The following is a 24,160-nucleotide window of genomic DNA, read 5'->3' as shown; positions in this document are numbered from 1 at the left end:
CACTGAGTATTGCCAGTCACCGGCGCACCCTCTAAGGTGCGCCGGTTTTCGTTCGAGGTAACGGGAAGCAGGTGAAAGACCTGCGCTGCCCCCGCAACGGTAACCGACACGTTCCCGAACCGGATCCTGATCTCGCGAGCTAGAGCAGAACAAGGCGAAAGCAGAAGTGGAAGCGGAGTTTGCTACAGCAAATGAGCCTTCCGCTTCTGCTTTCAACGCAGTTATGCCGACGCGCAGCAGATCAGGGCCGGTTCGACTCGCAGCATCGCCATGGCCACTGCTCTTGTGGGAAGGCGGCGATGTGACGTCGGCAGCCCGGAGACCGCCCTCGACACGCCCCGACAGGTGTTGCGGAGGGCCGCACCGTCAAGTGCGGCCTGCCGCCCTTGCCACGCCCTCCTCGAAAGTCATCCGACCGCTTTTGAGGACGTTCCATGAAACTGACCCGACTCGCCCTGGCCACCAGCCTGCTGCCCGGCATGGCCTTCGCCGCTGGCGACATCTACACGCTCTCCGACCAGGTGATCACCTCCGCCCGCCAGGCCCAGCCGCGCGCCGAAGCCACCTCGGCCAACAGCGTGTTCACCCGCGCCGACATCGAACGCCTGCAGGTGCGCAGCGTGCCCGCCCTGCTCGCCCGCGTGCCTGGCGTACAGATGGGCAGCTCCGGCGGCGTGGTGTCCTACTCCGTGCGCGGTACCAGCACCGCGCAGACCCTGGTGCTGGTGGACGGCCAGCGCGTCGCCTCGGCCAGCAGCGGCATCGCCCGCCTGGACTACCTGAGCATCGACAGCATCGAGCGCGTCGAAGTGACCCGCGGCCCGCGCTCGGCGCTGTATGGCGCCGACGCCATCGGCGGGGTCATCCAGATCTTCACCCGCCGCGGCGAAGCCGGCCTGCACCCGGAAGTGCGCCTGGCCGCCGGCAGCCACGGCACCTTCGAGCGCAGCCTGAGCCTCTCCGGCGGCAACGAGCAGACCCGCTACAACCTCGGTGGCAGCCTCGACGAGAGCCAGGGCTGGGACCGCACCAGCGACAACGTCGGCGCCGACAACGACCACGACGCCCAGCGCAACAAGGCCGTGCACCTGAACCTGGACCATCGCTTCAGCGATGACTGGAAGGCCGGGCTGAACCTCAACGACCAGCGCGGCAAGAACGAATACGACGACGCCTACAACTTCGAGCCCGGTACGCCGCAGGACGAATTCCGCGTCAGCAGCTACAGCGCCTACCTCGACGGCCAGATCACCAAGATGTGGAACAGCCGCCTGGAGCTGGGCCGCAGCTACGACCGCAACAAGGCTGTGGGCGCCGCCGACAGCTGGAACAACGGCACGCTGGAAACCACCCGCCACTCGGCGAGCTGGATCAACCGCCTGCAACTGGACGAAGCCAACCAGTTGGCCCTGGGCGCCGACTGGTACGAAGACAAGGTCGATGGCACCACCGCCTTTGCAGAGGACCAGCGCAGCAACCGCGCCTTCTTTGCCCAGCACAGCTTCAAGGGCGACAGCTTCGGCACCGAACTGGGCATCCGCCACGACAACAACCAGGCCTACGGCAGCCAGAACAGCTGGAACGCCGCCTTCAGCCTGCCGGTGGGCGAAAGCCAGACCTGGATTGCCAGCTACGGCGAAGGCTTCCGCGCGCCGACCTTCAGCGACCTCTACTACCCCGGCGCGAGCAACCCGGACCTGAAGGCCGAGACCTCGAAAACCTACGAACTGCAATGGCGCGGGGACATCGAAGGCACGCACCTGGAAGCCTCGCTGTACCGCACCGAGATCGACGACCTGATCGCCTGGGACAGCACCAGCAACCAGCCGGAGAACATCAACAAGGCGCGCATCGATGGCTTCGAAGCCAGCGTCGCCCGCGAGGTGCTGGGCTGGCAGGCCGCGCTCGGCCTGAGTCTGATCGACCCGCGCGACCGCGACAGCGGCCACACTCTGCCTTACCGCGCGCGCCGCACCCTGAGCCTGGACCTGGACCGGCAGTTCGGCGCCTTCGGCGTCGGCGGCACCTGGCGCGCCGTCAGCCAGCGTTATGACGACGCGGCCAATACCCGCGAACTGTCCGGCTACGGCGTGCTCGACCTGCGCACCAGTTGGCTGGCCAGCGATGAAATCCGCTTCGACCTGAAACTGGATAACGCCCTGGACCGCGACTACACCCTGGGTGACTACCTGCGCCCGACCAGCCCGACGGACTTCATGGGCGAAGCCCGTCCCTACCGCGAACCGGGCCGTACCGCGCTGCTGGCGGTGACCTGGACGCCGGAGCTGTAGGGAACTTTGGAGAAACACGCCGGGGCCTGGCTCGCGCGTAGGAGCGGATTCATCCGCGATGTTCTGGCGTGTTCGAATGCCGATCGCGGACGGAGTCCGCTCCTACGCGAAACCCGACCTATAGGCGCGGGCGCTGAGCCTGCAAGGAGGCCGGGAACCGGGAGCGGAAGGCAGATCGCGAGCAAGCTCGCTCCTACAGGGTTGGCGTGCAGGGATATCCCTGAGCTTCCCGATTTGCTCTTCGTAGGAGCGAGCTTGCTCGCGAACCCGCAGGGCAGCGGACTAAACCAGAACCCCCGCCATCCGCCCCAGCTCCGCGCAGTCCTGCGCATGCCAGTCCGTCAGCTCCGGCCAGGGATTCTCTGCAAGGTTGACCAAAGCACTGTGCGCCCCGGCGGCACGGGCACAGTCGAGGTCGAAGCGGTAATCGCCAACCATCAGCATCTTCTGCGGCGCCACGTCCCAGCGCGCGGCGAAGCGCAGCAGGCCATCCGGGCTGGGCTTGGGATCGGCCTCGCCGCGGCCGAGAACATCCTCGGTCAGGAAGCAATCACCAATGCCAATCGCAGCCAGCGTGATCAGCGCCAGCTCATGGGCATTGCGCGTCAGAATGCCCAGTCGGTATCCCGCGCCATGCAGCGCACGCACCAGTTCCACCGCGCCCGGCGCGGCAGTCGAAGCCACCGCCAGCTCACGCTCGTGCTCCAGCAGCCAGACATGCTTGGCCGCCGCCTCGTCCTCCGGCAGCGCGGCCAGGTGGGTGAGGATATCGTGCTCCTGGGGAATCCCCAGCGCGCGCTTGATTGCCGGGAAGTCGTGCACCGCCAGGGTCAGGGTGCCGTCCATGTCGAACACCCAGTGGCGAATCTCGCCCAGGCTAGTGGCTGGGTTCATGCCCAGTCCTCGCGGCGGCGGATCAGGCCTTCCTGGGTGGAGGAAGCAACCAGCTGGCCGTCACGGTTGAAGATGCTGCCGCGCACAAAGCCACGACCGTTGCCGGCCCAGGGGCTGTCGATGGCGTAGAGCAGCCATTCGTCCGCGCGCAGGTCGCGGTGGAACCACACGGAATGGTCGATGGTGGCGACCTGCATGTCCTTCTGCCAGACCGAGCGACCGTGGGGCAGCAGCGAGGTGGTGAGGAAGCCGAAGTCCGAGGCGTAGGCGAGGATGTACTTGTGCAGCGCCGGCACGTCCGGCAGCTTGCCGTCGGCGCGCAGCCAGAGGTACTTGATCGGCTCGCCGACCTCGGGGTCGTAAGGGTCGTTCTCCGTCACCGGGCGGATTTCGATGGGTTTGGGGTAGAGCAGCTTGTCGCGAATGCGTTCGGGGAACTGCGCGGCACTGCGCTTCTTCAGTTCCTGATCGGTCGGCAGGTTCTCCGGGCCGACCACGTCGGGCATGCTGATCTGGTGCTCGAAGCCTTCCTCGTCGGTCTGGAACGAGGTGCTCAGGGCGAAGATCGGCTGGCCCTTCTGGATCGCGGTGACGCGGCGGGTGCTGAAGGTGCCGCCATCGCGCACGCGATCGACCTGATAGACGACCGGCTTGCTGGCATCGCCCGGACGCAGGAAGTAGCCGTGCATCGAGTGCACATGGCGCTCCGGCTCGACGGTCTGGCTGGCCGCCGACAGCGCCTGGCCGAGTACCTGTCCGCCGTACAGCTGGCGGAACCCGAGGTCCTGGCTCGTGCCGCGGAACAGGTTCTCTTCGATCTGTTCCAGGCTCAGCAGAGCCACCAGGTTGTCCAGGATCTGGGTCATGCGCGTTGTGTCCTCAATTGCGGTCTTGCTGAAGTGGGTGTCGGCGCTGCGCGCTGTAGGCGGGAAGGCTGGTGAGCCGTTCGTCCCAGACCGCGCGGCCGATGGTGAAATGATAGAGGCTGACCGGGCAGTCCGGACCACCGCCGAGCAATTCGTCCAGTGCCGGGTCGAAATAGCAGCCGATGCCGGTGCCGGAAACGCCCGCGGCCTCGGCTTCCAGATAGAGCAGTTGGCCGATCTGGCCGGCTTCCCAGTACAGGCGCGGATAGGTCCAGGCGCCTTGGGCAAGGGCAGCGTCAAGATCGGCCAGCATGGCGAAGGCGACGCAGCCGTCGCTGGCGATGTCCTGCCCACAGGACAGGAACGCCGACAACCCGCGCGCATCGCCGGACAGCAGGCGGTACAGCGGCACGCCGCTCTCCTCCACCGGTTGCCAGAGATAATCTGCGCGCAGTCCGCCGGCCTCGCGGCCGCTGCGGCCCAGCCAGTACAGGCCCGGTTCCAGGCCCTGGACGCGGTGAACGAAGAGCAACAGGTCGATGCGCGCCGGCTCGCCGGTACAAGCAAACGGGACCGGCGAGCGCTCGGGCATCAAGCGGCGCAACCAGGCATACAGCAACTCGGCGTGAATACCGCTGCGGCCGTCCATGGATTGCGCACTGCGGCGGCGATGGAGGATCGGGCGCAGCGGCAACCCGGGGTTATCCACAACCGCTTCGGCTAGCGACGCGGACCAGTCACCACGCGGCAGCACGGGTGCGCGGCAGAGCGAGTGCACCCGCTCCAGCTCCGGCCAGTGGCGATACTCGCGAGACAGGCGATTGGGCACGCCAGCCAACGGCAGCTCGGAGATCGCCTTGAGCAGCGTATCCGCTAACGGGAACTCGACAGATTGTGCCGGGCCGATCCACAGCAGCGCATCGGCGAACTCGTGTTCGCTGAAACCGTCGCGGTCGAGGCCGATCAGCGTATCCAGCCGAGCTTCGGCAATGCCGCGCAACAGGCGCATTTCCCAGCCCTGGATCGCTGCGGCGATGCCCAGGCAAGCCAGCGCGTGACCGAGGTCGTGGTTGCAGTAGCGGTAGGCGCGTTCGCCGTACTTCCAGGCTTCGCGCCAGGGAATGCTCGCCAGTGCCAGCAGAAAACCGCCGGGGGGCAATACCTCGTTCAGTTGGTGCGCCAGCGGCACCGGCAACTCGGCGCGGACCTCCAGCACGTGCTCGTCGGCACTGTAGTGCGCCAGCAGCGCAGCGTTATCCACAGCCCCGGCAGGCAGCAGCAGATAGGCCTCGGTCGGGTGCAGGTTGCCGCTGGACGGGTTGACCCGCAGCGCCCAGCGGTTGCCGCCGGCCTCTTTCCAGGCCGAGATCGCCAGGCTGTCATAGAGCAGTTGCGAAACGCTGGCCAGACTCAGCGACGCGGGCTGACCGATGGGGCCGGCGAACACGTCGTCATAACCTGGCGACTCTTCCTGCGGCCGATGCAGCAGTTCGATGCAGCGTGCGCCGGCATACCGGCGGAAGGCGGCCGGCTGGGTCGCCCAGTCGAGTTGGCCGGGGCCGGGAGCGAAGCGCTCGGGGCGGTGGCTGCTCAGCTCGTGGTAGGCGCGCACGCCGTCTTCGGCCTTCATGGCCGACGAACCCGATAGAGCACATGCGGGCGCAATGGATGGCCTTCCGGCAGGCGCGGGTGCTCGAAATCGCCAGCCTCATCGCGGAGCATCCCCAGGCGCTGCATCAGCCCCTGGGACGGCAGGTTGGCCGGTACGGTGAAGGCCACTACCTCGTCCAGCTTCAACTGGTCGAATGCAAAGTCCAGCGCCGCGCGGGCCGCTTCCAGCGCATAGCCCTGGCGCCAGTAGGCAACATTGAAGCGCCAGCCGATCTCCACCGCCGGGGTGAACGCTGCTTCGAAGGACACCCTCGCCAACCCGAGCACGCCGATGAACGCGCCATCCTCGCGGCGCTCGACGACCCACTGGCCAAAGCCGTGCTCGTCGAAATGCTGGAGGATGCGCGCGGCCAGCAGGTCGCTCTCCTCGCGGCTCATGCAGGCGGGGAAATGCCGCATCACCTGCGCGTCGGCATTCAGCGCGGCGAAGGGCACCAGGTCGGCATGGCGCCACGGCCGCAGCAGCAGGCGCTCGGTAGTCAGGCTGGGAAAATCCATGGGAATCTTCGCGCTTCATCAAAGGTCACCATGATACCCGGCGACGGGCCTGTAGGACGCACTCCGTCAGACGAGGCGCAATCGATTCAGCACAGAGGCGCCTTCATCTGGTATTTTTCTCCTACCTTCGCTGTCGGTCACTGCCTTGACCGTGCTCACGCAGACAGCCGCGCCGCCCGGGCGCACTTCAAAAAAGACCAAGGAACTCCCATGACGACCTCCACCACCGGACTGCAACGCAGTACGGCCCTGGTGCTTTTCGCATTGGCTGTCGGCGGCTTCGCCATCGGCACCACCGAATTCGCCACCATGAGCCTGCTGCCCTACTTCGCCCCCGCGCTGGGCATCGATGCCCCGACCGCCGGCCACGTGATCAGCGCCTATGCCCTGGGCGTGGTCGTCGGTGCACCGCTGCTGGCGGTACTCGGCGCGCGCCTGCCACGGCGCACCCTGCTGGTGCTGCTGATGGCCCTGTTCGCCGTCGGTAACGGCCTCAGCGCCCTGGCGCCAACCTACCACTGGATGCTGCTGTTCCGCTTCATCAGCGGCCTGCCCCACGGCGCCTACTTCGGCATCGCCGCACTGGTCGCCGCCTCCATCGTGCCGCCGCACCGGCGCACCGTGGCGGTCGGGCGGATGTTCCTCGGCCTCACCGTCGCCACCATCATCGGCGTGCCGCTGGCCAACTGGCTGAGCCAGGCCGTGGGCTGGCGCTGGAGCTTCGCCCTGGTTGCCGCGCTGGGCGTGCTGACCATGATCTGCGTGCGCCTGCTGGCGCCCTACTCGCCCGCCGAGCCGAACTCCAGTCCGCTGCGCGAGCTGGGTGCACTCAAGCGCGGCCAGGTCTGGCTGACCCTGGGCATCGGCGCCATCGGCTTCGGCGGCCTGTTCGCGGTGTACACCTACCTGGCCGACATCCTCGGCGCCGTCACCCACGTCTCGCCGAGCATCGTGCCGCTGGTGATGGCGGTGTTCGGCATCGGCATGACCCTGGGCAACCTGTTCATCCCGGTGCTCGCCGACCGCGCCGTGATGCCCACCGCCGGCGGCCTGCTGGTATGGAGTGCGGTGGTGCTGGCGATCTTCCCATTCACCGCGGGGAACATCTGGACCATCTCGATCTGCGTGTTCTTCGTTGGATTCGGCGGCGCCCTCGGCACCGTGCTGCAGACCCGCCTGATGGACGTCGCCGAAGACGCCCAGGGCCTGGCCGCGGCGCTGAACCACTCGGCGTTCAACTTCGCCAACGCGCTGGGCCCGTACCTCGGCGGCCTGGCTCTGGCGGCGGGCTACGGCTGGACCTCGCCGGGCTGGGTCGGCAGCCTGCTGGCCATCGGCGGCTTCGTACTGTGGTCGGTCTCGGTGGTCACCAGCCGAAGCGCACAACGCAACACCGCCCTCTCCAACGAAGGCTGATCCAACAGGGCCGGCGCAACGCCGGCCCTTTCGTCCGTGCACACCCCCGGCGTACCCTTGCCTGCATGCCGATACCCCTGGTCTACCACGACGACTACAGTCCGCCCTTCCCGGACAACCACCGCTTCCCCATGGAGAAGTTCCGCCTGCTGCGCGATCACCTGGTGGACAGCGCTCTGGTGAGCGACGCCGAGCTACTGCGTCCGGAACTCTGCCCGGTGGATATCCTCGCCCTGGCCCATGACCGCGATTACATTGAGCGCTATTGCAGCGGCGAGATGAGTCGCGAAGAACTGCGCCGCCTCGGCCTGCCCTGGAGCGAAGCCCTGGCCCGCCGCACCGTGCGTGCGGTCGGCGGCTCGCTGCTGACGGCCGAACTAGCGCTCGAACATGGGCTGGCCTGTCACCTCGCCGGCGGAACGCACCACGCGCACCATGACCACGCCTCGGGCTTCTGCATCTTCAACGACCTGGCAGTGATCAGCCTCTACCTGCTGGAAAGCGGCAAGGCCAACCGCGTGCTGATCTTCGACTGCGACGTGCACCAGGGCGACGGCACCGCGCGCATCCTGGAGAACGTGCCGGACGCCGTGACGGTGTCACTGCACTGCGAGAAGAACTTTCCCGCGCGCAAGGCGCAGAGCGACTGGGACATTCCCCTGCCACTGCACCTGGGCGATGTCGACTACCTGAAGGTGGTGCAGGAAGCGCTGGACTATCTGCTGCCGCTGTACCAGCCGGACATCGTGCTCTACGACGCCGGCGTGGACGTGCACAAGGACGATGCCCTGGGCTATCTGCAACTCACCGATGCGGGACTGGCGGCGCGGGACGAACACGTCATCCGCCGCTGCCTGTCCAGCGACATCCCGGTAGTGGGCGTGATCGGCGGTGGCTACGACAAGGACCGCCACGCGCTGGCCCGCCGCCATGGCATCCTGCACCACAGCGCTGCACGGGTGGCGCGCGAGTTTCAGCTGGAGCGGTAACGCGAGTTGTTGGTGTCCATGCGCGAGGGCAAGCGCTGCTGCTCCCAGCGGGCCAGCTCATGCTCGGAGAATCCCATCAGCGCGGCGGCGCGTGGGCGACAATCGATGGCGTAGTGCTTCTCGCAGAAGCGCATCACCTGTTCGGGCACGTGGTGCTGCAACAACTCCTGCGCGCGCAGCGGTCCCGCGTACTGCAGGTAGCGCGGCAACAGCCGGCTCCAGTTGGTGAACACATAGAGGTTGTGCAGCGCAATCTGTATCGACAGCAACTCGAGCACGCGCTGCTCGAACTTCACTTTCGAGCCCTGCAGGTTCTTGTTCAGGCGCACCACCATATGGGCCACCGCTTCGTTGAGCAGCGTACGGATTTCCTCGCTGGGGAGCGCACGGATGACAATGTCGAGGCCATTCACACGTACACGCGTGTCGCTGCCCTCCCCCCACAGGTGGGCCTCATGAGAGCGAAGATAATCACGGACTTTCATCGACAGTCGGACCAAGGTTGCAAGAGGCCCGCATGCTGATGGATTCACAAAAGCACCAACATCGGCGCAATCCCGATCCCCTGTAGGAATTCTCGCAACCCCTACCGTTCAGGAGACAGAAAACAGCTTCCCCACTCCCCAGTTTTTTCCACGGCAACGGTGGAGCGGTCTGTGGATAAGCTGCGGGAAAACGCCTGCCAGGCGTATCCCCTCAGGCTCCGGGAGAACTGGACAAAAAATGAGCAACCGGCGCACGGTGTCGCTGCGCTAGAATTGCGCCCTTTCCCGCACTCCTTTGCCTGGCCCTTTGCATGACCGACTCCCGCCCGCTCGCCTCCCGCACCGCCATCGTCATCGGCGGCGGTCCTGCCGGCCTGATGGCGGCCGAAGTCCTGGCCGGCGCCGGCGTGCAGGTGGAGTTGTTCGACGCCATGCCTTCGGTCGGGCGCAAGTTCCTGCTGGCCGGCGTGGGCGGCATGAACATCACCCACTCCGAGGAACGTGAACCCTTCCTGTCGCGCTATGGCCAGCGCGCGCAAACCCTCGCGCCGCTGATCGACGCCTTCGACAACCAGGCGCTGTGCGCGTGGATTCACGGCCTGGGTATCGAAACCTTCGTCGGCACCTCCGGCCGCGTCTTCCCCACCGACATGAAGGCCGCGCCGCTGCTGCGCGCCTGGCTCAAGCGCCTGCGCGAAGCCGGTGTGATCATCCACACCCGGCACCGCTGGCTGGGCTGGGACGCCGAGGGCGCGCTGCTGATCGACGGGCCGGAAGGCCAGCGCAGCCTGACGGCCGATGCCACCGTGCTGGCCCTCGGTGGCGGCAGCTGGCAGCGCCTGGGCTCGGACGGCGCCTGGGTGCCGCTGCTGGCCGGGCGCGCTGTGGATATCTCGCCCCTGCGCCCGGCCAACTGTGGTTTCGAGGTGGCAGGCTGGAGCGAGTTCTTCCGCGACAAGTTCGCTGGCGCGCCGGTCAAACCGGTGGCGCTCTCGCTGGCCGGCGGCACGCCGCGCCAGGGCGAGTTCGTGGTCACCGCCGGCGGCATCGAAGGCAGCCTGGTCTACGCGCTGTCATCCGGTATCCGTGAACGCATCGAGCAGACCGGCAGCGCCACCGTGCACCTGGACCTGCTGCCCAACCGCAGCCTGGAGCAGGTCGCCAAGGCCGTCGCCCAGCCACGCGGTTCCAAGTCCATGGCCAACCATCTGCGCGGCCGCCTCGGGCTCGATGGCGTACGCGCCGGGCTCTTGCGCGAGTTGTCCACAGCCGCCGACTACGCCGATCCACAGCGCCTTGCCCAGTTGATCAAGGCACTCCCGCTGACCGTGGTGCGCCCCCGCCCGCTGGACGAAGCCATCAGCAGCGCCGGTGGCGTAACCTTCGAGGCGCTAGACGAGCGCCTGATGCTCAAGGCGCTGCCGGGCGTGTTCTGCGCCGGAGAGATGCTCGACTGGGAAGCGCCCACCGGCGGCTACCTGCTCACTGCCTGCTTTGCCAGTGGCCGCGGCGCCGGGCTCGGCGCACTGCAGTGGCTCGAAACCCAAGGCTGAACGCTGCACTTTCTGGAACCATGGTGCTAGATTCTCGACTCCCATCCTGGAGTCGCCTGCATGCCGCTGACCTTCCGCCGCGCCCGCCCCGATGACGTCGATGCCGCCATCCCGCTGATCTACAGTTCCGGCCCCGACGCCTTCGACTACGCCTTTGCCCGCCCCGGCCGCAACAGCGCTCAAGACTTCCTGCGCTACGCCTTCGTGCAGGGTGGCGGGCAGTTCGGCTGGCGCCAGCACTGGGTCGGCGAACAGGATGGCCGGGTGGTGGCGGCCGGTACGGTATTCGGTGGCGAGGTGAACCTGGGCTACATGCTGGCGGCCACGCGGCAGATCATCGGCTACTTCGGGCTGGGCTGCGCCGGTGTGATCCGCCGCGGCCTGCAGCTGGAGAGAATCATCTGTCCGCCGCCGCGCAGGACGCTGTACCTCGCGCACCTGGGCGTGACGCCGACGCTGCGCGGCGAAGGCCTGGGCAGCCAGCTGATCGAGCATTTGCTGAAGATCGGTCGTGACGCCGGACTGCCAATGGCAGCACTGGATGTTTCGATGGCCAATCCGAAGGCGCAGGCGCTGTACGAGCGCTTCGGCTTCGCCGTGCAGGTGGAGCGCATCTCGACGCTGCCGGGTGTGTCCAACCATCGCTACATGCAGCGCCAGCTCTGAGTTAGACTCGCGGCCAGCCGCCCGCCAGAGGCGGCCTGCTCCGTTGCCGTCGTGAAGCCTGCTCACGCATTAACCAGGAAGGTTGCCCATGAGCACTGCCAGCGTTGAACTGAAAGTCTTCGTCCCCGCCCGCGATTTCGCGCTCTCCCAGCAGTTCTACAAGGACCTGGGATTTCTCTCGCCGTGGAACTCCGAGGAGCTCGCCTACTTCCACCATGGCGACCATTGCGCCTTCCTGCTGCAGAACTACTACGTCAAGGAATTCGCCGAGAACCTGATGCTGCACCTGCTGGTGGAAGATGCCGACGCCTGGTACGCGAAGGTCCGCGACTCCGGCCTCGCCGAGCGCTACGCCGTGCGCCTTGGGCCACTGGAAGACCAGCCGTGGAAGATGCGCGACTTCACCCTGCACGACCCGAGCGGCGTGCTCTGGCGGATCGGGCATAACCTCGACTGAATGGTGCGCCGCACTTTGGGCTTTTTGTAGGATCGAGGGGGGCGCCTAGCCCTTGCTCGCGAATGGAGTCTCAGGCCGCGCCGTGTTTCCGGCCAACCTTTGTTCGCGAGCAAGCTCGCTCCTACACTGATGCCGCTACTTCAGGTACCAGCCCCAGGGCTGATCCGAGACGTACTCGGTCACCTGTTTCACCTCCAGGTAATTCTCCAGTCCCCACACGCCCAGCTCGCGGCCAATGCCGCTCTGTTTCATGCCGCCCCACGGCGCCTGGGTGAAGGTGGGCTGCGAGCAGTTGACCCAGACGATCCCTGCGCGCAGCCCATCGGCTACCCGCGCGGCACGCTGTGGATCGCCCGACATCACCGCGCCGGCCAGGCCGAAGCGGCTGTCGTTGGCCAGGCGCAGGGCCTCGGCCTCGGTCTTGAAGCGCTTCACGCAGAGTACCGGGCCGAAGATTTCCTCGCGCCAGATCAGCGCGTCCTCGGTCGGCTCGTCGAAGATCGCCGGCTCCATGAACCAACCCTGCTCCAGCCCCGCCGGGCGCTTTCCGCCGGTAAGAAGCCGGGCGCCACCGGCGCGGCCCTTGTCGACGAAACCGAGCACCTTCTCGTGCTGCCCCTGGCTGACCAGCGGGCCGAGCAGCACGCCCGGCTGCAGGCCGTTGCCGATGGTGATGGCGCGGGTCGCTTCCACCAGCCGCTCGATCAGGCGCGGGGCGATGCCCTCCTGCACCAGCAGGCGCGAGGTGGCGCTGCACACCTGGCCCTGGTTCCAGAAGATACCGAACAGGATCCACTCCACCGCCGCCTCGACATCGCTGTCGTCGAAGACGATGAACGCCGATTTTCCGCCCAGCTCCAGGCTGACGTTCTTGATGTCCTGTGCCGCCGCCGACATGATCCGCGAGCCGGTCGGCACGCTGCCGGTGAAGGCCAGCTTGTCCACGCCCGGATGCTGGCTGAGCGGCCCGCCGGCGTCCGCGCCGAGGCCCGGCAACACATTCAGCACGCCCGCCGGCAGGCCCACGGCGTCCGCCGCGGCGGCCAGTTCCAGCGCGCTCAGCGGCGTCAGTTCCGATGGTTTGAGTACACAGGTGGCGCCCGCCGCCAGGGCCGGCGCGACCTTCCAGGCTGCCATCAGCAGCGGATAGTTCCAGGGAATGATCTGCCCCGCCACGCCCACCGGCTCCTGGCGGATACGACAGCGAAAACGCTCGTCGGGCAGGGGCAGAGTCTGGTCCTGGCGCTCGTCCAGCTCCCGCGCCAGCTCGGCGTAGTAGCGGAAGCAGCCGATGGCATCGGCCACGTCCCACTGCGCCTCGGGCAGCGGCTTGCCGTTGTCGCGCACTTCCAGTTCTGCCAGCGAATCCTGGTTGCGTTCCAGCTCCCCGGCCAGCGCCTCCAGCCACTCGGCGCGCTCGCTGCCACGGCTCTGCCCCCAGCCGCGATTGAACGCGGTACGCGCGGCACGCACCGCATGGTCGACGTCTTCCTCGGTGGCCGCCGGCACTTCGCGCAGTGCCTGGCCGGTGGCCGGGTCGAAGCTGGTGAAACTGCCACCCAGGTCCGGCCTGACCCATTGCCCGTTGATATAGAGCTGGTCACGCATCCTCGAGTCTCCTAGAAGTCGGCCCTCAGGCGGCCTGAACGCCGGTGCGGCGGTTCTGCAGGTAGCGGGAAGTGAACAGCAGCGCCAGCGAGGCGCAGATGATCACCGTGGAGATGGCGTTGATCTCCGGCGTGATGCCCCGGCGGATCGACGAGAAGATGTAGATCGGCAGCGTGGTTTCCGAGCCGGCGACGAAGAAGGCGATGATGAAATCGTCGAAGCTGAAGGTGAACGCCAACAGGAAGCCGGCGAGGATGGCCGGGGCGATCTGCGGCAGGGTCACCCGCCAGAAGGTGTCCAACGGCGGCGCGTAGAGGTCGGCGGAGGCTTCCAGCAGCGACTTGTCCATGGCTTCGACGCGGGTGCGGACGATCACCATCACCAGCGCCATGGTGAACAGCGAGTGCGCCGCGACCACGGTGCCGAAGCCCATGTTGAGTTTCGGCAGGCCGATGTCCAGCAGCGCCAGCAGCGGGTTGAGCACATCGAACAGGGTGATGAAGGCGATCAGCGTGGCGATGCCGATGACGATCCCCGGCACGATGATCGCGCAGTAGGTGAGCGCATCGAACAGCAGGCGTACGCGTTTGCCCACGCGCTGCAGGCCGAACACCGCGAGGGTGCCGAACAGGGTGGCGATCAGCGCCGAGCACAAGGCGATCAGCGCGCTGTTGCCCAGGGCTTCCATGATGAACGGGTTGTCGAAGGCGCGACCGAACCACTGCACCGAGCAGCACTGGAAGCTCAGCCCGCTGCGCCCGGCGTTGAAGGCGAAGAGCATGATCAGCGCGATGGGCGCGTAGAGGAACAGGTAGACCGAGGTGGAGTAACTGCGCAGCCACATGTCAGAGCACTCCGTCGTTGCGCGAGCCGCCGTAGCGGGACACGAGCTTCAGGTAGACGCCGATGATCACCAGCATCATCGCCACCAGGGTCATCGCCACCGCGCTGCCGAACGCCCAGTTGCGCGACTGCAGGAACAGGTCGACCAGCGCGTTGCCGACGAAGAACACCTTGCCGCCGCCGAGGATCGCCGGGATCAGGAACTCGCCCATGAGCAGGATGAACACCAGCATCACCCCGGTGATCACGCCCGGCGCGGAGAGCGGCAGGGTGACCCGGCGGAAGGTCTCGAAGGCGCTCGCGCCGAGGTCGCCGGATGCTTCCAGCAGGCGCTTGTCGAGCTTCTCCAGGGTCACGTAGATGGGGAACACCATCAGCGGCAGGTAGCCGTAGACGATGCCGATCAGCACCGCGTAGGGCGTGTTGATCAGCCGCACGTCGGCGATGCCGAAGGTCTCCAGCAGCGCCGGGATGCCGCGGCCGCTGAGCAGGAAGATCCAGGCGTAGGTGCGGATCAGGAAGCTGGTCCAGAACGGCACGATCACCAGGGTCAGCAGCAGCGACTTGTTGCGCCGCACCTTAACCGCGAGGAAATAGGCCAGCGGGTAGGCCGCCAGCAGACAGGCCAGGGTGCCCAGCGGCGCCAGGGTCAGGGTGTTCCAGAAGGCCTGGGCACGGGAACCGAGGTTCAGGTAGTTCTCCAGCGTGAGCCCGCCGCCGTAGCCGCCCACGGCGCTGCGCTCGCCGAAGCTGAAGACCAGGATGATCACCAGCGGCATCAGCAGCAATAGCAGGAACCATAGGGTGGACGGCAGGAGCAGCAGGAGCGTGACGCGCCGGCCGAGGCTTTTCGCACGCGAGGCCGTGGGCGTCGCCTGGGTCTGCGGCAACGGGGCGCTGACAGCGATGTTCATGTTCGATTCCCTACGCATGGGATTGCACGGACCTTTTTTGTAGGAGCGAGCTTGCTCGCGAACGGATTCACCGGCAGCTGTGAAGCTGGGCGGGTTCGCGAGCGAGCTCGCTCCTACGAAGAGCCGATCAGGCGGCCTTGAACCGCGCCATCAGTTCGGCGCGCGCCGGGCTGGTGAGGGTCGCCGCGGCGCCGAACTCCAGCGGCGACAGGCGCTCGGCCGCCGGGTACATGATCGGGTCGTCGAGCATCTCCTTGGAGAGCAGCGCATCGACGCGCTTGTCGCCGCTCGGGTAGCCGTGGGAGAGGACCTCCAGTTTGTTGTGCTGCGGGTCGAGCAGGTAGTTGATGAACGCGTAGGCCGCATCCCGATGCTCGGCACTCTTGGGAATGGCGAAGAAGTCGCTCCAGATCTCGCCGCCTTCCTTGCCCAGCACAAAGGTCATGTCCGGGTTGTCGCGGTGCAGCTGCGAGGCGTCGCCGGTCCAGGCCATGGCCATCCAGGCGTCGCCGTTGCGCAGCGAGGGCTGGATGTCGGAGTTGATCGCGAACAGGTGCGGCTTGGCCTGGATCAGCAGCTTCTCGGCCTCGGCCAGCTCCTTCGGATCCAGCGAGTTGAAGCTGTAGCCGTAGTACTTGAGCGCGTTGCCGATGGCGGTGAGCTGGTAGTCGTGGACGATGGTGCGACCCGAGGCGCTGGTCAGAGTCAGGTCCCAGAACTGCTTCCAGGAATCCGGGCTGCCCTTCACGCGGCTGGCGTCATAGACGATGCCGGTGGTGCCCCAGTTCTTCGGCACCGCGTAGACCTTGCCGTCCACCGTGCCCTGGGCCATGAAGCGCTCCTCGAAGGCCTTGGGGTCGAAGTTGGGGATGCGCGAGAGGTCCAGCGGTTCGATCAGCCCGAGCTGCACGTAGGTACTGATGGTGTAGTTGGTCGGCACGAAGACGTCCCAGCCGCTGCCGCCGGCCTGCAGCTTGGCGAGCATCTCCTCGTTGGAGCCGAATACGTTCATCTGGACCCGCGCGCCGGTGGCCTTGGCGAAGGCATCGAAGTTTTCCTGGCTGTGGTAATTGGGCCAGGTGGCCAGCGCCAGGCGGTCACCGATATTGCTGCCCTCGGCCGCGTAGGCCTTGCCGGTCAGCAGACCAGGGGTGTTGGCGGCGACCACCGCCATCGCCAGCCCGAGACCGGTCTTGCCGAGGAAATCGCGCCGCGTGATGGAGCCGTTTTCCCAGCTGCGCATCGTCTTGATGAAGTTCTTCTTGTCCATCGTCACTCCCCGCCTGTCTGCTGATTGTCGTTATGGTTGGATCGTCGGGCTGAGCCCGGTTCAAAGAGCCATGGCCAGGCCGCTGGCCTGGTTCCAGCCGACCTGCACCGGCGCGCCATGCTCGAAGGCTTCAGCCTCGCCGCCGGCCTTGCGCGGCACACGCACGCAAACGATGCCGAAGGCGTCGGTGCGCACACGGTATTCGGTGAGATTGCCCAGGTAGATGCGGTCCTCGACGCGCCCCTTCAGGCGCACTTCGCGCTGCAGCTCCGAATCGGCGGCAGCGATGCCGACCAGCTCGGGGCGCACGGCGATGCAACCCTCGGCCTGGGGCGCCAGCGCGGGGCCGGTGGGCGTCGGCGGGCTGCTCAGTTCCAGCCCGGCCGGGGTACCCAGCACCACGCGGCCGGAATCAAGGCGGCGCACGGTGCCGGCGAACAGGTTGGACTCGCCGATGAAGTCCGCCACATAGCGGCTCGCCGGGGTCTCGTAGAGTGCCTCAGGGGTGGCGGTCTGGATGATCAGGCCGTCCTTCATGATGCTGATGCTGTCACTCATCGACAGCGCCTCTTCCTGGTCATGGGTGACCAGCACGAAGGTGATGCCGACCTCGCGCTGCAGGCGCAGCAACTCCGACTGCATCTCCTTGCGCAGCTTGCGGTCCAGCGCCGCCAGCGGCTCGTCGAGCAGCAGCACGGTGGGCTTGTTGACCAGCGCGCGGGCCAGCGCCACGCGCTGTTGTTGGCCGCCGGAAAGCTCGTGGGGCTTGCGCGTGCCGAAGCCGGACAGGCGCACCATCTCCAGCGCCTCGTCGGCCATGCGGCGCTGCTGCGCGCGGTCCGGGCGCGGCGTACGGTAGCGCAGGCCGTAGGCGATGTTCTCGGCCACCGTCAGGTGCGGGAACAACGCGTAGTGCTGGAACACCATGTTCACTGCACGCTGGTGCGCCGGCACCCCGGCCACCGCCTGGCCGGCCAGCAGCACCTCGCCTTCGCTGGGCTGCTCGAAGCCGGCGATCATCCGCAGGGTGGTGGTCTTGCCGCAGCCGGAACTGCCAAGGAAGGAATGGAAGGCGCCACGCTTCACCTTGAAGCTCAGCCCGTTGACTGCCGGCACGCTGCCGTAGCGCTTGACCACGTTACGGAATTCGATATCGAAGTCCTGACCGCTCTCCATCACCGCGCGCTCCACTTTGTTCTTGTTGGGGCTCACGCTAGCAACGGGGCTTTCGGGGTGTATATATCCCTCGGGGGATAGATGGCGGGATTGGTACTCTCAGTACGCACTCGCGCAATGGGCTCTCCCTGTAGGAGCGTGCCATGTGCGCGATCGCGGGCATGGCACACATTGGTCGTCCGCAGCTGAGGGGGACTGTAGGAGCGAGCTTGCTTGCGAACGAGATTCCCCGGCAGCTCCGATGCTGGGCGGTTCGCGAGCAAGCTCGCTCCTACAAAAGAGATCCTCCGGCAGCTCCGGCACTGGCCAGTCACGTAGGGCGGATAACGCCCCAGGCGTTATCCGCCACGAGCAACGAAACCGGAGGCAACGGCGTACAACCGCGAACGGTTGTACGCCCTACAGGCGGATTCTGCTTCTAACCCGCTGCGCGCATCCCACCCGCCGCGTCCCGCCCCGCCAACTCGCGGATGAACAGCCCGAGCAGCTCTGACTGGCTGCCGATACCGAGCTTGGCGTAGATGTTCTTGCGGTGGATCTTCACCGTGCCGGGGCTGATATCCAGCTGCTCCGCCACCGAGGCGCTGGAGTGGCCGCGCAGCAGCAACTGGACGATCTCCTGCTCACGGGGCGTGAGCAGCTGGGCGCCGAACTGGTCGAAGGCCTCGCGGATCTGGTAGTCCAGGTCCTGCGCCGGGCGCGGTTGCGCGCGGCGCAGCTCCCAGGCCTCGCGCACCACCTGCTCGACCACCGGCCGTGCGCACTCCAGCAACTGCATCTCGTCGCGGCTGTAGGCGGGGCTGGAAGTCTTGCGCATCAGCGAGAGCACCGCCGTGGCGCCGTCAGCCAGGTCGATGAAGAAGGCGATCTCCTCGGTCAGGCCGGTCTGCTGGTAATACGTCTGGTAGTACTCGCCCAGATAGAAGTGGTCCGGCGCGAACTGCCGCAGACGCCAGAGGCCCGGAGCCTGGTTGCGCATGCAAGCGAGGTAGAAGGGATCGAGCAGGTAGGGGCCGACCTGGTAATCCTCGACGTAGACGTGGCGGACATCGGCCGGGAAGGTGTCGAACAGGTCCAGCGGACGGTGGTTGCCTTCGTAGACGAAGAGCACGAAGTTATCCACCGCACAGACCTGTTGCAGCCATTGGCTGAGGCCGAGCAGGCGCGGACGACCGGGGGCCAGCGGGAGCAGATGGGCGACTCCGCCGGTCCAGGCTTTGAGTTCCTTGTGGCGCATGGGCTGTCGTTCTTGTTGTGTGCGCGATGTGCACACTATAGGCGTTCGGGATTCCACACGGAAATGCAGCTTTTGCGCCACACCGCGCAAGGCCCCGTCACACCTGGAGAGCGCCCCGACTCAAGCCCCGGCCGCGCACTGCGATGAAGCAGGCGCGCGCCTTAACGGCTCAGGGACGACGAGCGCCCTTGCCACCCGGCTTTCCAGCAGAGGGTTTTCCGGAGGATGGCTTGCCACCTGCTGGTTTACCACCAAGGGCAAAGCCCGGCGCCTTGCGCACCGCCTTGACCTGCGGCTTGTCGTCCAGCAGCGAGCCCAGGTGCACCTTGCCCGGTTTGCCTTCCGGCACCTTGGGTGGCTTGGGCTTCTTCGGCTTTTTCGTGATCTGGCCGCCGGGGGCAGTGACGGGCACCCGATGTTCCGCCTCGAAGCCATCTTCCTCGTGGCGCTGCAAAGTCTGGCCGATCAACGTTTCGATGGCTGCCAGTTGCTGAACTTCATCGGCGCAGACCAGCGAGATCGCCTGGCCGCTGGCGCCGGCGCGGCCGGTCCGGCCGATGCGGTGCACGTAGTCCTCGGGAACGATGGGCAGGTCGAAGTTGACCACCAGCGGCATCTCCTGGATGTCCAGTCCACGGGCGGCAACATCGGTGGCGACGAGGAAATCGACCTCGCCGGCCTTGAACCGCGCCAGCGCTCGCAGGCGCGATGGCTGCGGCTTGTCACCGTGGATCGAATCAGCGCGAATGCCTTGCTTGTGCAGCACATCGACCAGTTCGTCGACGCCCTTGCGGGTCTTGGCGAATACCAGCGCCTGGCGCCAGCCCTGCTCGCGCAGCAGGTGCAGGAACAGCTCGGCCTTGCGCTTCTTGTCCACCGTGAGCAGGTGCTGCTTCACCGTCTTCGCTGCCGTGTTGCGCGGCGCCACATCGATGGTCAGCGGGTCGCGCAGCAGCTCGCGGGCCATCTGGCGGATGGCGTCGGAGAAGGTCGCGGAGAACAGCAGGGTCTGCCGGCGCCGGGGCAACGCGGCGAAGACTTCGTCCAGTTCGCGGGCGAAGCCCAGGTCGAGCATGCGGTCGGCTTCGTCCAGCACCAGCACCTGCAGCTGGGTGAATTTCAGGGCGTTCTGCCGGTACAGGTCGAGCAGGCGACCGGGCGTGGCCACCAGTACGTCGACGCCCTTGCGCAGCTTCATCATCTGCGGGTTGATGCTGACACCGCCGTACGCCACGGCGGTACGCAGTGGTACGTGTTGGCCATAGGCGCGGAAGCTCTCGTGCACCTGCTCGGCCAGCTCGCGGGTCGGCACCAGCACCAGCGCACGGATCGAGTTGGCTGCCACCTGCGGGCCTTCCTGCAACAGCTTCTGCAGCAACGGCAGGGCGAAGCCGGCGGTCTTGCCGGTGCCGGTCTGGGCGGCGGCCAGCAGGTCGCGCCCTTTGAGCACGGCCGGGATGGCCTGAGCCTGCACCGCCGTCGGGTTCTGGTAGCCGAGCCCGTCGAGGGCGCGCAGGAGAGGATCGATCAGGCCGAGGGTGGCGAAGGTCATGGAGCGCTCGCGAAAACGAATCAGAATGGGCGGCATTGTAGCCGCACGGGTCAGGAACGCAGCAGCAGCGCGCCTTCGATGGGCACGTAGCGGCTGGCTGCGCGGATCAACGCCTGGGCGGTAAGGCCCGGCACGCCGTAGGCGGTGGCGTCAGTACCGCCGGCACGGACGCGGTCGAGCAGCAGGTCGAAGTCGCCATCGCCGGAGGCCAGGACGATCTCGTCCACGTTCGGCGCGGCGTCGAGGATGTCGATGGTGATACCCACGTCCCAGTCACCCTTGGCCGAGCCGTCGGCGCGCTGGATGTAGGGCTTGAGCCTCACGGTGAAGCCGAGCTTGCGCAGGATCTGCTGGAACTGCTGCTGCCTGGCATCGCCCCGGTCGATGGCGTAGGCGTAGGCCTGGACGATGGTGCCCTGGGCGCTCAGCTCGGCCCACAGGGCGGCGTAGTTGAAGTGGCAGCCGTAGGCCTGACGCACGGTGTAGTAGAGGTTCTGCACGTCGGCGAACAGGGCGATGGTCTTCAACGGTGACTCCGGGACTCGAACAGCGGGGGCGCATTATCGGCACAGCGACGCGCCCCCGCCAGTCCCGGCGGGCGGCTCAGCTGAACATGTCGCCGTCGTCACCGCCGAAGAAGCCGGAGTCGTCGCCGAAGCTGCCGCCATCATCGTAATTGGCATCGCTGAATGTGTTGTCGGCATAACGGTCGCCACCGAAGGAGTCGTCCGACGGCGAGTCGCCAAAGTTCGAAGGCTCAGGCTGCACCGGCTGCTCCTGGATCACCTCGACGATTTCCTGCGGCTGGCTGCTGTGGAACAGGCTGGTCAGCGCATTCGCCACCATCACGCCGCCGGCCACACCGGCTGCGGTCTGCAAGGCCCCGCGCAGGAAGCCGCCGCCCTGGGGCGCGGCCTGCGCAGGCTGTGCCGGGCGGAAGTCGTTGGGGTTGCTGGCGCCAGGACTATTGGCGTAAGTCGCGTTGCCGGCAGGCTGCGAGAAGCGTGTCTGGCCCCAACCGTCCGGGCGCTGCTGCGGTTGCGCCTGGCGTTGCTCCTGACTCTGGCCGCCACCGAACAGCCCGGCGAGGAAGCCGCCGCTGCTCGGGCGCTGTTCCTGAGCCCTGGCCTGCTGCGCTTCCAGCTCCTTGACGCGCTGGTCCAGGCGTTTGATCGCCGCCTCCTGGATCAGCATCGCCTGGGCCATGTAATACGGCGCGGCGGGCTGTTGCACCAGGTGCTTGTTGATCTGCGCCTCGGCCTGGGCGTCGCGCGGGGCGGTCTGCGCCTCGGCGTCACGCAGGCGGGTGAACAGACCATCGATCAGGGATTGCTCTTCGGAATTCATGACGGGCCTCGATTGAGCGGGTGGTTCACAACGGATCGCTGCTACGAAACATTGGATCGGGTCGGAAAAAAACAAGTTCCGATCACAGAATTCTTGCGCCTTCTACCTGAGGGTTTGCTTAAGTTAGAGTCGAAGCCCTCGGACAGTATCGGGTTACTGATGAATCCCCTTTCCATCCTCCGCGACACCTGGTTCTTCTTCTCCCGTCACCTCGGCATCCTCGTGCCGCTGTGCCTGCCCTGGATCGTCATCGAGACGCTGGTGCAGCAGCAGATCAACGTCGCTGCCGGTTCGCAGAACTTCGCGCCCTGGGGCATGGCCGCGGGCCTGGTGTTCTACCCGATCTACACCGCCAGCCTGATCCTCTACATGATCGACGCCGGCGAAGGCGTCGAGCGCAGCGTGCGCGAGTTGTGGAGCGCGGCCCTGCGGTTGTGGCCCGCCTTTGCCCTGCTCTCGGCGATCACCTCGCTGCTGATCGTGCTCGGCCTGTCCCTGATGGTGCTGCCGGGCATCTTCGTGATGATCAAGCTGGCCTTCGCCGAATTCCTCCTGGTGCAGCGCGGCCGCGCGCCCATCGATGCGATGCGCGAAAGCTTCGCCCTGACCACCGGGCATTTCTTCCTGCTGCTGATGACCTCCCTGGCCATCCTCGCGCCGGTGTGGATCGCCGAAGGCTGGATCACCGAGGCCGGCCAGGACGCGCCGGTACTCAGCGTGGCGCTGCACTCGCTGAGCGGGTTCTTCCAGTTGCTGCTGACGGTGGCCGCCTACCGCATCTTCATCCTGCTCGGCCGCGAGGCCGCCTGAGCGGCAGCAAGTCGCAACAAATACCCCGGCACATCGCGGGCCGGGGTTCTACGCTGGAGTCTCCTTTCCCCGAGTATGGAGACTCGCCGTGAGCGACTTCCCGCCCAGCTGCCTTTCACACATTTCCATCGGCACCAACGACTACCCGCGCGCCAAGGCCTTCTATGACGAGGTGCTGGCAACGCTGGGTTGCCAGCAGATCATGGAACACCCCGGCGCCGTGGCCTACGGTCGCGTCTTCCCAGAGTTCTGGGTGCAGACGCCCATCGACGGGCGCCCGGCCAGCGTCGGCAACGGCACGCACTTTGGCTTCATGGCCAACTCCCGCGAGGAAGTGGACGCCTTCTACCGCGCCGCGATAGCCGCCGGCGCCACCGACGAAGGCGCCCCCGGCCCGCGCCCGCTCTATGGCGATCCGTACTACGGCTGCTTCATCCGCGACCTGGACGGGCACAAGATCGAGGCATCGTTCTGGGACATGGCGCTGGCAGGTGGTGGGTTCGACACGCACTCGCATTGATCGCAAGAGCGGGCTCCGCGCGCCGTGCCAGCAAGGAACCTGTAGGAGCGAGCTTGCTCGCGAACCCTGCTCAGCTCCGCTGCCAGGGCGGTTCGCGAGCAAGCTCGCTCCTACGAGAAGCTAATGGCCGGGCTTGAGCCCCGACATCTTCGGCACCAGCAATTTCTCGAACAGCCGCGGGAAGAAGCGCGCCAGCAGGCGCGCCCGCCAATTGACGTTGGACAGCACCAGCAAACGCCGGCGGCGCAACGCGCCCTGGTAGATCGCCTCGGCCACATCGCGTGGCGATGCCACCTCGGCGCCCAGCACCACGGCTGGCTGACGGATCACCGAACCGTCGCCCACCAGCGCGTTCTTGCGCAGATCGGTAGCGGTGAAACCCGGGCACGCCAGGGTGACCGCCACCCCCGTGCCGTCCAACTCCATGCGCAGCGTATCGAACAGCCCGTGCAGCGCATGCTTGCTGGCGTTGTAGGCGCTGCGATAGAGCAAAGGGGCAAAGCCGGTCAGCGAACTGAGCACGACGATCTGCCCGTGCCGCGCCAGCAGGCTGGGCAACGCCGCCTGGGTGCAGTGCAGCGCGCCATAGAAATTCACCGCCATTACCCGCCGGAACACCGCCAGCTCCGTCTCGATGAACAGGCTGCGGTGGGTGATGCCGGCATTGTTCACCAGCACGTCGATGCCACCGAAGCGCTCTACCGCCAGCGCCACCGCGCGCTGCACCGCCTCGGCATCGGCGATGTCGCAGCGCAGGCCGAGGGCCTCGACGTTCAGGTGCTCGCGCAAGTGCTGAACCAGGCTGTCCAGCCCCGCCTGGTCGAGGTCGAGGATTACCGGATGGGCACCCGCCTGGGCGAAGCGCAGCACCAGGGCGCGGCCGATGCCGGAACAGCCGCCGCTGACCAGCACGACCTTGCGCCGGTAGACGGAATGCGAAAAGAGCGTGCGGGGCATGGCGATCTCCCAAAGCCCGCAGGGCGCGAGTGCAGCGTCGTGCGAACTACATCCCACAAGGTTTCAGGATAATTCCCACATCAAACACAGAGGTGAAATACAAAGTCACAGCCACTATCCTCTGGACCCAACAAGCATAG

General features: G+C 66.6%; 23 protein-coding genes and 1 riboswitch. Of the genes, 8 read left to right on the top strand and 15 right to left on the bottom strand.

All coding sequences use genetic code 11. The features are described 5' to 3' along the window. Positions 1-25 precede the first annotated feature (25 nt). Positions 26-344: riboswitch (cobalamin riboswitch) on the top strand. A gap of 90 nt (positions 345-434) precedes the next feature. Beyond that, the gene (locus tag AC2T4A_RS08590; protein WP_478379253.1) at positions 435-2,291 is read left to right on the top strand and encodes a TonB-dependent receptor domain-containing protein; all 1,857 of its coding nucleotides are present in this window, start codon (positions 435-437) and stop codon (positions 2,289-2,291) included. Positions 2,292-2,573: 282 nt separating this feature from the next. Here AC2T4A_RS08590 and AC2T4A_RS08585 read toward each other — a convergent pair whose 3' ends face one another. From AC2T4A_RS08585 to AC2T4A_RS08570, 4 genes are read right to left on the bottom strand one after another with little or no spacing between them, the layout of a single operon-like run. Then, positions 2,574-3,185, bottom strand: a complete 612-nt coding sequence (locus tag AC2T4A_RS08585) for an HAD family hydrolase (RefSeq protein ID WP_486743099.1) — start codon at positions 3,183-3,185, stop codon at positions 2,574-2,576. Next, positions 3,182-4,051, bottom strand: a complete 870-nt coding sequence (tesB, locus tag AC2T4A_RS08580; protein ID WP_416750240.1) for an acyl-CoA thioesterase II — start codon at positions 4,049-4,051, stop codon at positions 3,182-3,184. The genes AC2T4A_RS08585 and tesB overlap by 4 nt, the downstream gene beginning before the upstream one ends. A 13-nt stretch (positions 4,052-4,064) precedes the next feature. Further along, positions 4,065-5,681 carry a SagB/ThcOx family dehydrogenase gene (locus AC2T4A_RS08575; protein WP_486743098.1) on the bottom strand — a complete coding sequence of 539 codons (1,617 nt, stop codon included), beginning with the start codon at positions 5,679-5,681 and terminating at the stop codon, positions 4,065-4,067. Beyond that, positions 5,678-6,220, bottom strand: coding sequence for a GNAT family N-acetyltransferase (locus AC2T4A_RS08570; RefSeq protein WP_486743097.1), 543 nt, complete (start codon positions 6,218-6,220; stop codon positions 5,678-5,680). The genes AC2T4A_RS08575 and AC2T4A_RS08570 overlap by 4 nt, the downstream gene beginning before the upstream one ends. A 210-nt stretch (positions 6,221-6,430) precedes the next feature. Between AC2T4A_RS08570 and AC2T4A_RS08565 the strand changes: the two genes are divergently transcribed. Continuing rightward, positions 6,431-7,636 carry an MFS transporter gene (locus AC2T4A_RS08565; protein WP_478379250.1) on the top strand — a complete coding sequence of 402 codons (1,206 nt, stop codon included), beginning with the start codon at positions 6,431-6,433 and terminating at the stop codon, positions 7,634-7,636. Positions 7,637-7,701: 65 nt separating this feature from the next. Beyond that, entirely contained in the window at positions 7,702-8,625 is a 924-nt protein-coding gene (locus AC2T4A_RS08560; RefSeq protein WP_486743096.1) for a histone deacetylase family protein, read from the top strand. Here AC2T4A_RS08560 and AC2T4A_RS08555 read toward each other — a convergent pair. Further along, positions 8,610-9,038, bottom strand: coding sequence for a hypothetical protein (locus AC2T4A_RS08555; RefSeq protein WP_478379248.1), 429 nt, complete (start codon positions 9,036-9,038; stop codon positions 8,610-8,612). The genes AC2T4A_RS08560 and AC2T4A_RS08555 overlap by 16 nt on opposite strands. 449 nt (positions 9,039-9,487) lie before the next feature. On the opposite strand from AC2T4A_RS08555, the gene AC2T4A_RS08550 reads away from it, so the two are divergent. The 3 genes from AC2T4A_RS08550 to AC2T4A_RS08540 all read left to right on the top strand — a co-directional run bounded on the left by AC2T4A_RS08550 (position 9,488) and on the right by AC2T4A_RS08540 (position 11,786). After that, on the top strand, positions 9,488-10,663 hold the full coding sequence (locus AC2T4A_RS08550; protein WP_486743662.1) for a TIGR03862 family flavoprotein: 1,176 nt from the start codon (positions 9,488-9,490) through the stop codon (positions 10,661-10,663). 60 nt (positions 10,664-10,723) lie between these two features. Then, a complete protein-coding gene (locus AC2T4A_RS08545) occupies positions 10,724-11,329 on the top strand; it encodes a GNAT family N-acetyltransferase (protein ID WP_486743095.1) in 606 nt (201 codons plus the stop codon). An 88-nt stretch (positions 11,330-11,417) separates the two neighbouring features. Further along, a complete protein-coding gene (locus AC2T4A_RS08540; RefSeq protein WP_486743094.1) occupies positions 11,418-11,786 on the top strand; it encodes a VOC family protein in 369 nt (122 codons plus the stop codon). Between the two features lie 135 nt (positions 11,787-11,921). Here the strand turns inward: AC2T4A_RS08540 and AC2T4A_RS08535 are convergent, their stop codons facing one another. The 9 genes from AC2T4A_RS08535 to AC2T4A_RS08495 all read right to left on the bottom strand — a co-directional run bounded on the left by AC2T4A_RS08535 (position 11,922) and on the right by AC2T4A_RS08495 (position 21,733). Next, entirely contained in the window at positions 11,922-13,394 is a 1,473-nt protein-coding gene (locus AC2T4A_RS08535; protein ID WP_486743093.1) for an aldehyde dehydrogenase family protein, read from the bottom strand. A 25-nt stretch (positions 13,395-13,419) separates the two neighbouring features. Continuing rightward, positions 13,420-14,238: an ABC transporter permease gene (locus tag AC2T4A_RS08530; protein ID WP_138212064.1), complete on the bottom strand. Its 819-nt coding sequence runs from the start codon at positions 14,236-14,238 to the stop codon at positions 13,420-13,422. 1 nt (position 14,239) lies between these two features. After that, positions 14,240-15,151, bottom strand: a complete 912-nt coding sequence (locus tag AC2T4A_RS08525; RefSeq protein ID WP_486743092.1) for an ABC transporter permease — start codon at positions 15,149-15,151, stop codon at positions 14,240-14,242. Positions 15,152-15,278: 127 nt separating this feature from the next. Continuing rightward, positions 15,279-16,421 carry an ABC transporter substrate-binding protein gene (locus tag AC2T4A_RS08520; protein ID WP_486743091.1) on the bottom strand — a complete coding sequence of 381 codons (1,143 nt, stop codon included), beginning with the start codon at positions 16,419-16,421 and terminating at the stop codon, positions 15,279-15,281. A 60-nt stretch (positions 16,422-16,481) separates the two neighbouring features. Beyond that, positions 16,482-17,597 carry an ABC transporter ATP-binding protein gene (locus AC2T4A_RS08515; protein WP_416750363.1) on the bottom strand — a complete coding sequence of 372 codons (1,116 nt, stop codon included), beginning with the start codon at positions 17,595-17,597 and terminating at the stop codon, positions 16,482-16,484. A 418-nt stretch (positions 17,598-18,015) separates the two neighbouring features. Continuing rightward, positions 18,016-18,834 (bottom strand): helix-turn-helix transcriptional regulator, encoded by an 819-nt coding sequence (locus tag AC2T4A_RS08510; protein WP_478379245.1) that lies wholly within the window; start codon positions 18,832-18,834, stop codon positions 18,016-18,018. A 169-nt stretch (positions 18,835-19,003) separates the two neighbouring features. Continuing rightward, positions 19,004-20,386, bottom strand: a complete 1,383-nt coding sequence (gene rhlE1 / locus AC2T4A_RS08505) for an RNA helicase RhlE1 (RefSeq protein WP_416750265.1) — start codon at positions 20,384-20,386, stop codon at positions 19,004-19,006. 50 nt (positions 20,387-20,436) lie between these two features. Then, positions 20,437-20,913, bottom strand: coding sequence for a LabA-like NYN domain-containing protein (locus AC2T4A_RS08500; RefSeq protein ID WP_416750267.1), 477 nt, complete (start codon positions 20,911-20,913; stop codon positions 20,437-20,439). A gap of 76 nt (positions 20,914-20,989) precedes the next feature. Beyond that, positions 20,990-21,733 (bottom strand): DUF2076 domain-containing protein, encoded by a 744-nt coding sequence (locus tag AC2T4A_RS08495; protein ID WP_486743090.1) that lies wholly within the window; start codon positions 21,731-21,733, stop codon positions 20,990-20,992. Between the two features lie 159 nt (positions 21,734-21,892). On the opposite strand from AC2T4A_RS08495, the gene AC2T4A_RS08490 reads away from it, so the two are divergent. Continuing rightward, positions 21,893-22,543, top strand: a complete 651-nt coding sequence (locus tag AC2T4A_RS08490) for a YciC family protein (protein WP_416750272.1) — start codon at positions 21,893-21,895, stop codon at positions 22,541-22,543. A gap of 88 nt (positions 22,544-22,631) precedes the next feature. Further along, on the top strand, positions 22,632-23,063 hold the full coding sequence (locus tag AC2T4A_RS08485; protein WP_486743089.1) for a VOC family protein: 432 nt from the start codon (positions 22,632-22,634) through the stop codon (positions 23,061-23,063). 120 nt (positions 23,064-23,183) lie between these two features. Here the strand turns inward: AC2T4A_RS08485 and AC2T4A_RS08480 are convergent, their stop codons facing one another. Next, positions 23,184-24,020, bottom strand: a complete 837-nt coding sequence (locus AC2T4A_RS08480) for an SDR family oxidoreductase (RefSeq protein WP_478379242.1) — start codon at positions 24,018-24,020, stop codon at positions 23,184-23,186. Between the last annotated feature and the right edge of the window lie 140 nt (positions 24,021-24,160).

Source organism: Pseudomonas sp. PVC-3-1, from assembly GCF_057444315.1.
The sequence above is the reverse complement of the archived record's forward strand: the minus strand, read 5'-3'. Positions and strand labels throughout refer to the sequence as shown.

Excerpts from the sequence above, each read along its gene's own strand:
- AC2T4A_RS08550 (WP_486743662.1), top strand. The coding sequence starts at position 9,488 with ATGGCGGCCGAAGTCCTGGCCGGCGCCGGCGTGCAGGTGGAGTTGTTC.
- rhlE1 (WP_416750265.1), bottom strand. The coding sequence starts at position 20,386 with ATGACCTTCGCCACCCTCGGCCTGATCGATCCTCTCCTGCGCGCCCTC.
- AC2T4A_RS08545 (WP_486743095.1), top strand. The coding sequence starts at position 10,724 with ATGCCGCTGACCTTCCGCCGCGCCCGCCCCGATGACGTCGATGCCGCC.
- AC2T4A_RS08560 (WP_486743096.1), top strand. The coding sequence starts at position 7,702 with ATGCCGATACCCCTGGTCTACCACGACGACTACAGTCCGCCCTTCCCG.
- AC2T4A_RS08575 (WP_486743098.1), bottom strand. The coding sequence starts at position 5,681 with ATGAAGGCCGAAGACGGCGTGCGCGCCTACCACGAGCTGAGCAGCCAC.
- tesB (WP_416750240.1), bottom strand. The coding sequence starts at position 4,051 with ATGACCCAGATCCTGGACAACCTGGTGGCTCTGCTGAGCCTGGAACAG.
- AC2T4A_RS08540 (WP_486743094.1), top strand. The coding sequence starts at position 11,418 with ATGAGCACTGCCAGCGTTGAACTGAAAGTCTTCGTCCCCGCCCGCGAT.
- AC2T4A_RS08565 (WP_478379250.1), top strand. The coding sequence starts at position 6,431 with ATGACGACCTCCACCACCGGACTGCAACGCAGTACGGCCCTGGTGCTT.
- AC2T4A_RS08530 (WP_138212064.1), bottom strand. The coding sequence starts at position 14,238 with ATGTGGCTGCGCAGTTACTCCACCTCGGTCTACCTGTTCCTCTACGCG.
- AC2T4A_RS08535 (WP_486743093.1), bottom strand. The coding sequence starts at position 13,394 with ATGCGTGACCAGCTCTATATCAACGGGCAATGGGTCAGGCCGGACCTG.
- AC2T4A_RS08515 (WP_416750363.1), bottom strand. The coding sequence starts at position 17,597 with ATGGAGAGCGGTCAGGACTTCGATATCGAATTCCGTAACGTGGTCAAG.
- AC2T4A_RS08590 (WP_478379253.1), top strand. The coding sequence starts at position 435 with ATGAAACTGACCCGACTCGCCCTGGCCACCAGCCTGCTGCCCGGCATG.
- AC2T4A_RS08480 (WP_478379242.1), bottom strand. The coding sequence starts at position 24,020 with ATGCCCCGCACGCTCTTTTCGCATTCCGTCTACCGGCGCAAGGTCGTG.
- AC2T4A_RS08510 (WP_478379245.1), bottom strand. The coding sequence starts at position 18,834 with ATGCGCCACAAGGAACTCAAAGCCTGGACCGGCGGAGTCGCCCATCTG.
- AC2T4A_RS08520 (WP_486743091.1), bottom strand. The coding sequence starts at position 16,421 with ATGGACAAGAAGAACTTCATCAAGACGATGCGCAGCTGGGAAAACGGC.
- AC2T4A_RS08495 (WP_486743090.1), bottom strand. The coding sequence starts at position 21,733 with ATGAATTCCGAAGAGCAATCCCTGATCGATGGTCTGTTCACCCGCCTG.
- AC2T4A_RS08585 (WP_486743099.1), bottom strand. The coding sequence starts at position 3,185 with ATGAACCCAGCCACTAGCCTGGGCGAGATTCGCCACTGGGTGTTCGAC.
- AC2T4A_RS08570 (WP_486743097.1), bottom strand. The coding sequence starts at position 6,220 with ATGGATTTTCCCAGCCTGACTACCGAGCGCCTGCTGCTGCGGCCGTGG.
- AC2T4A_RS08490 (WP_416750272.1), top strand. The coding sequence starts at position 21,893 with ATGAATCCCCTTTCCATCCTCCGCGACACCTGGTTCTTCTTCTCCCGT.
- AC2T4A_RS08525 (WP_486743092.1), bottom strand. The coding sequence starts at position 15,151 with ATGAACATCGCTGTCAGCGCCCCGTTGCCGCAGACCCAGGCGACGCCC.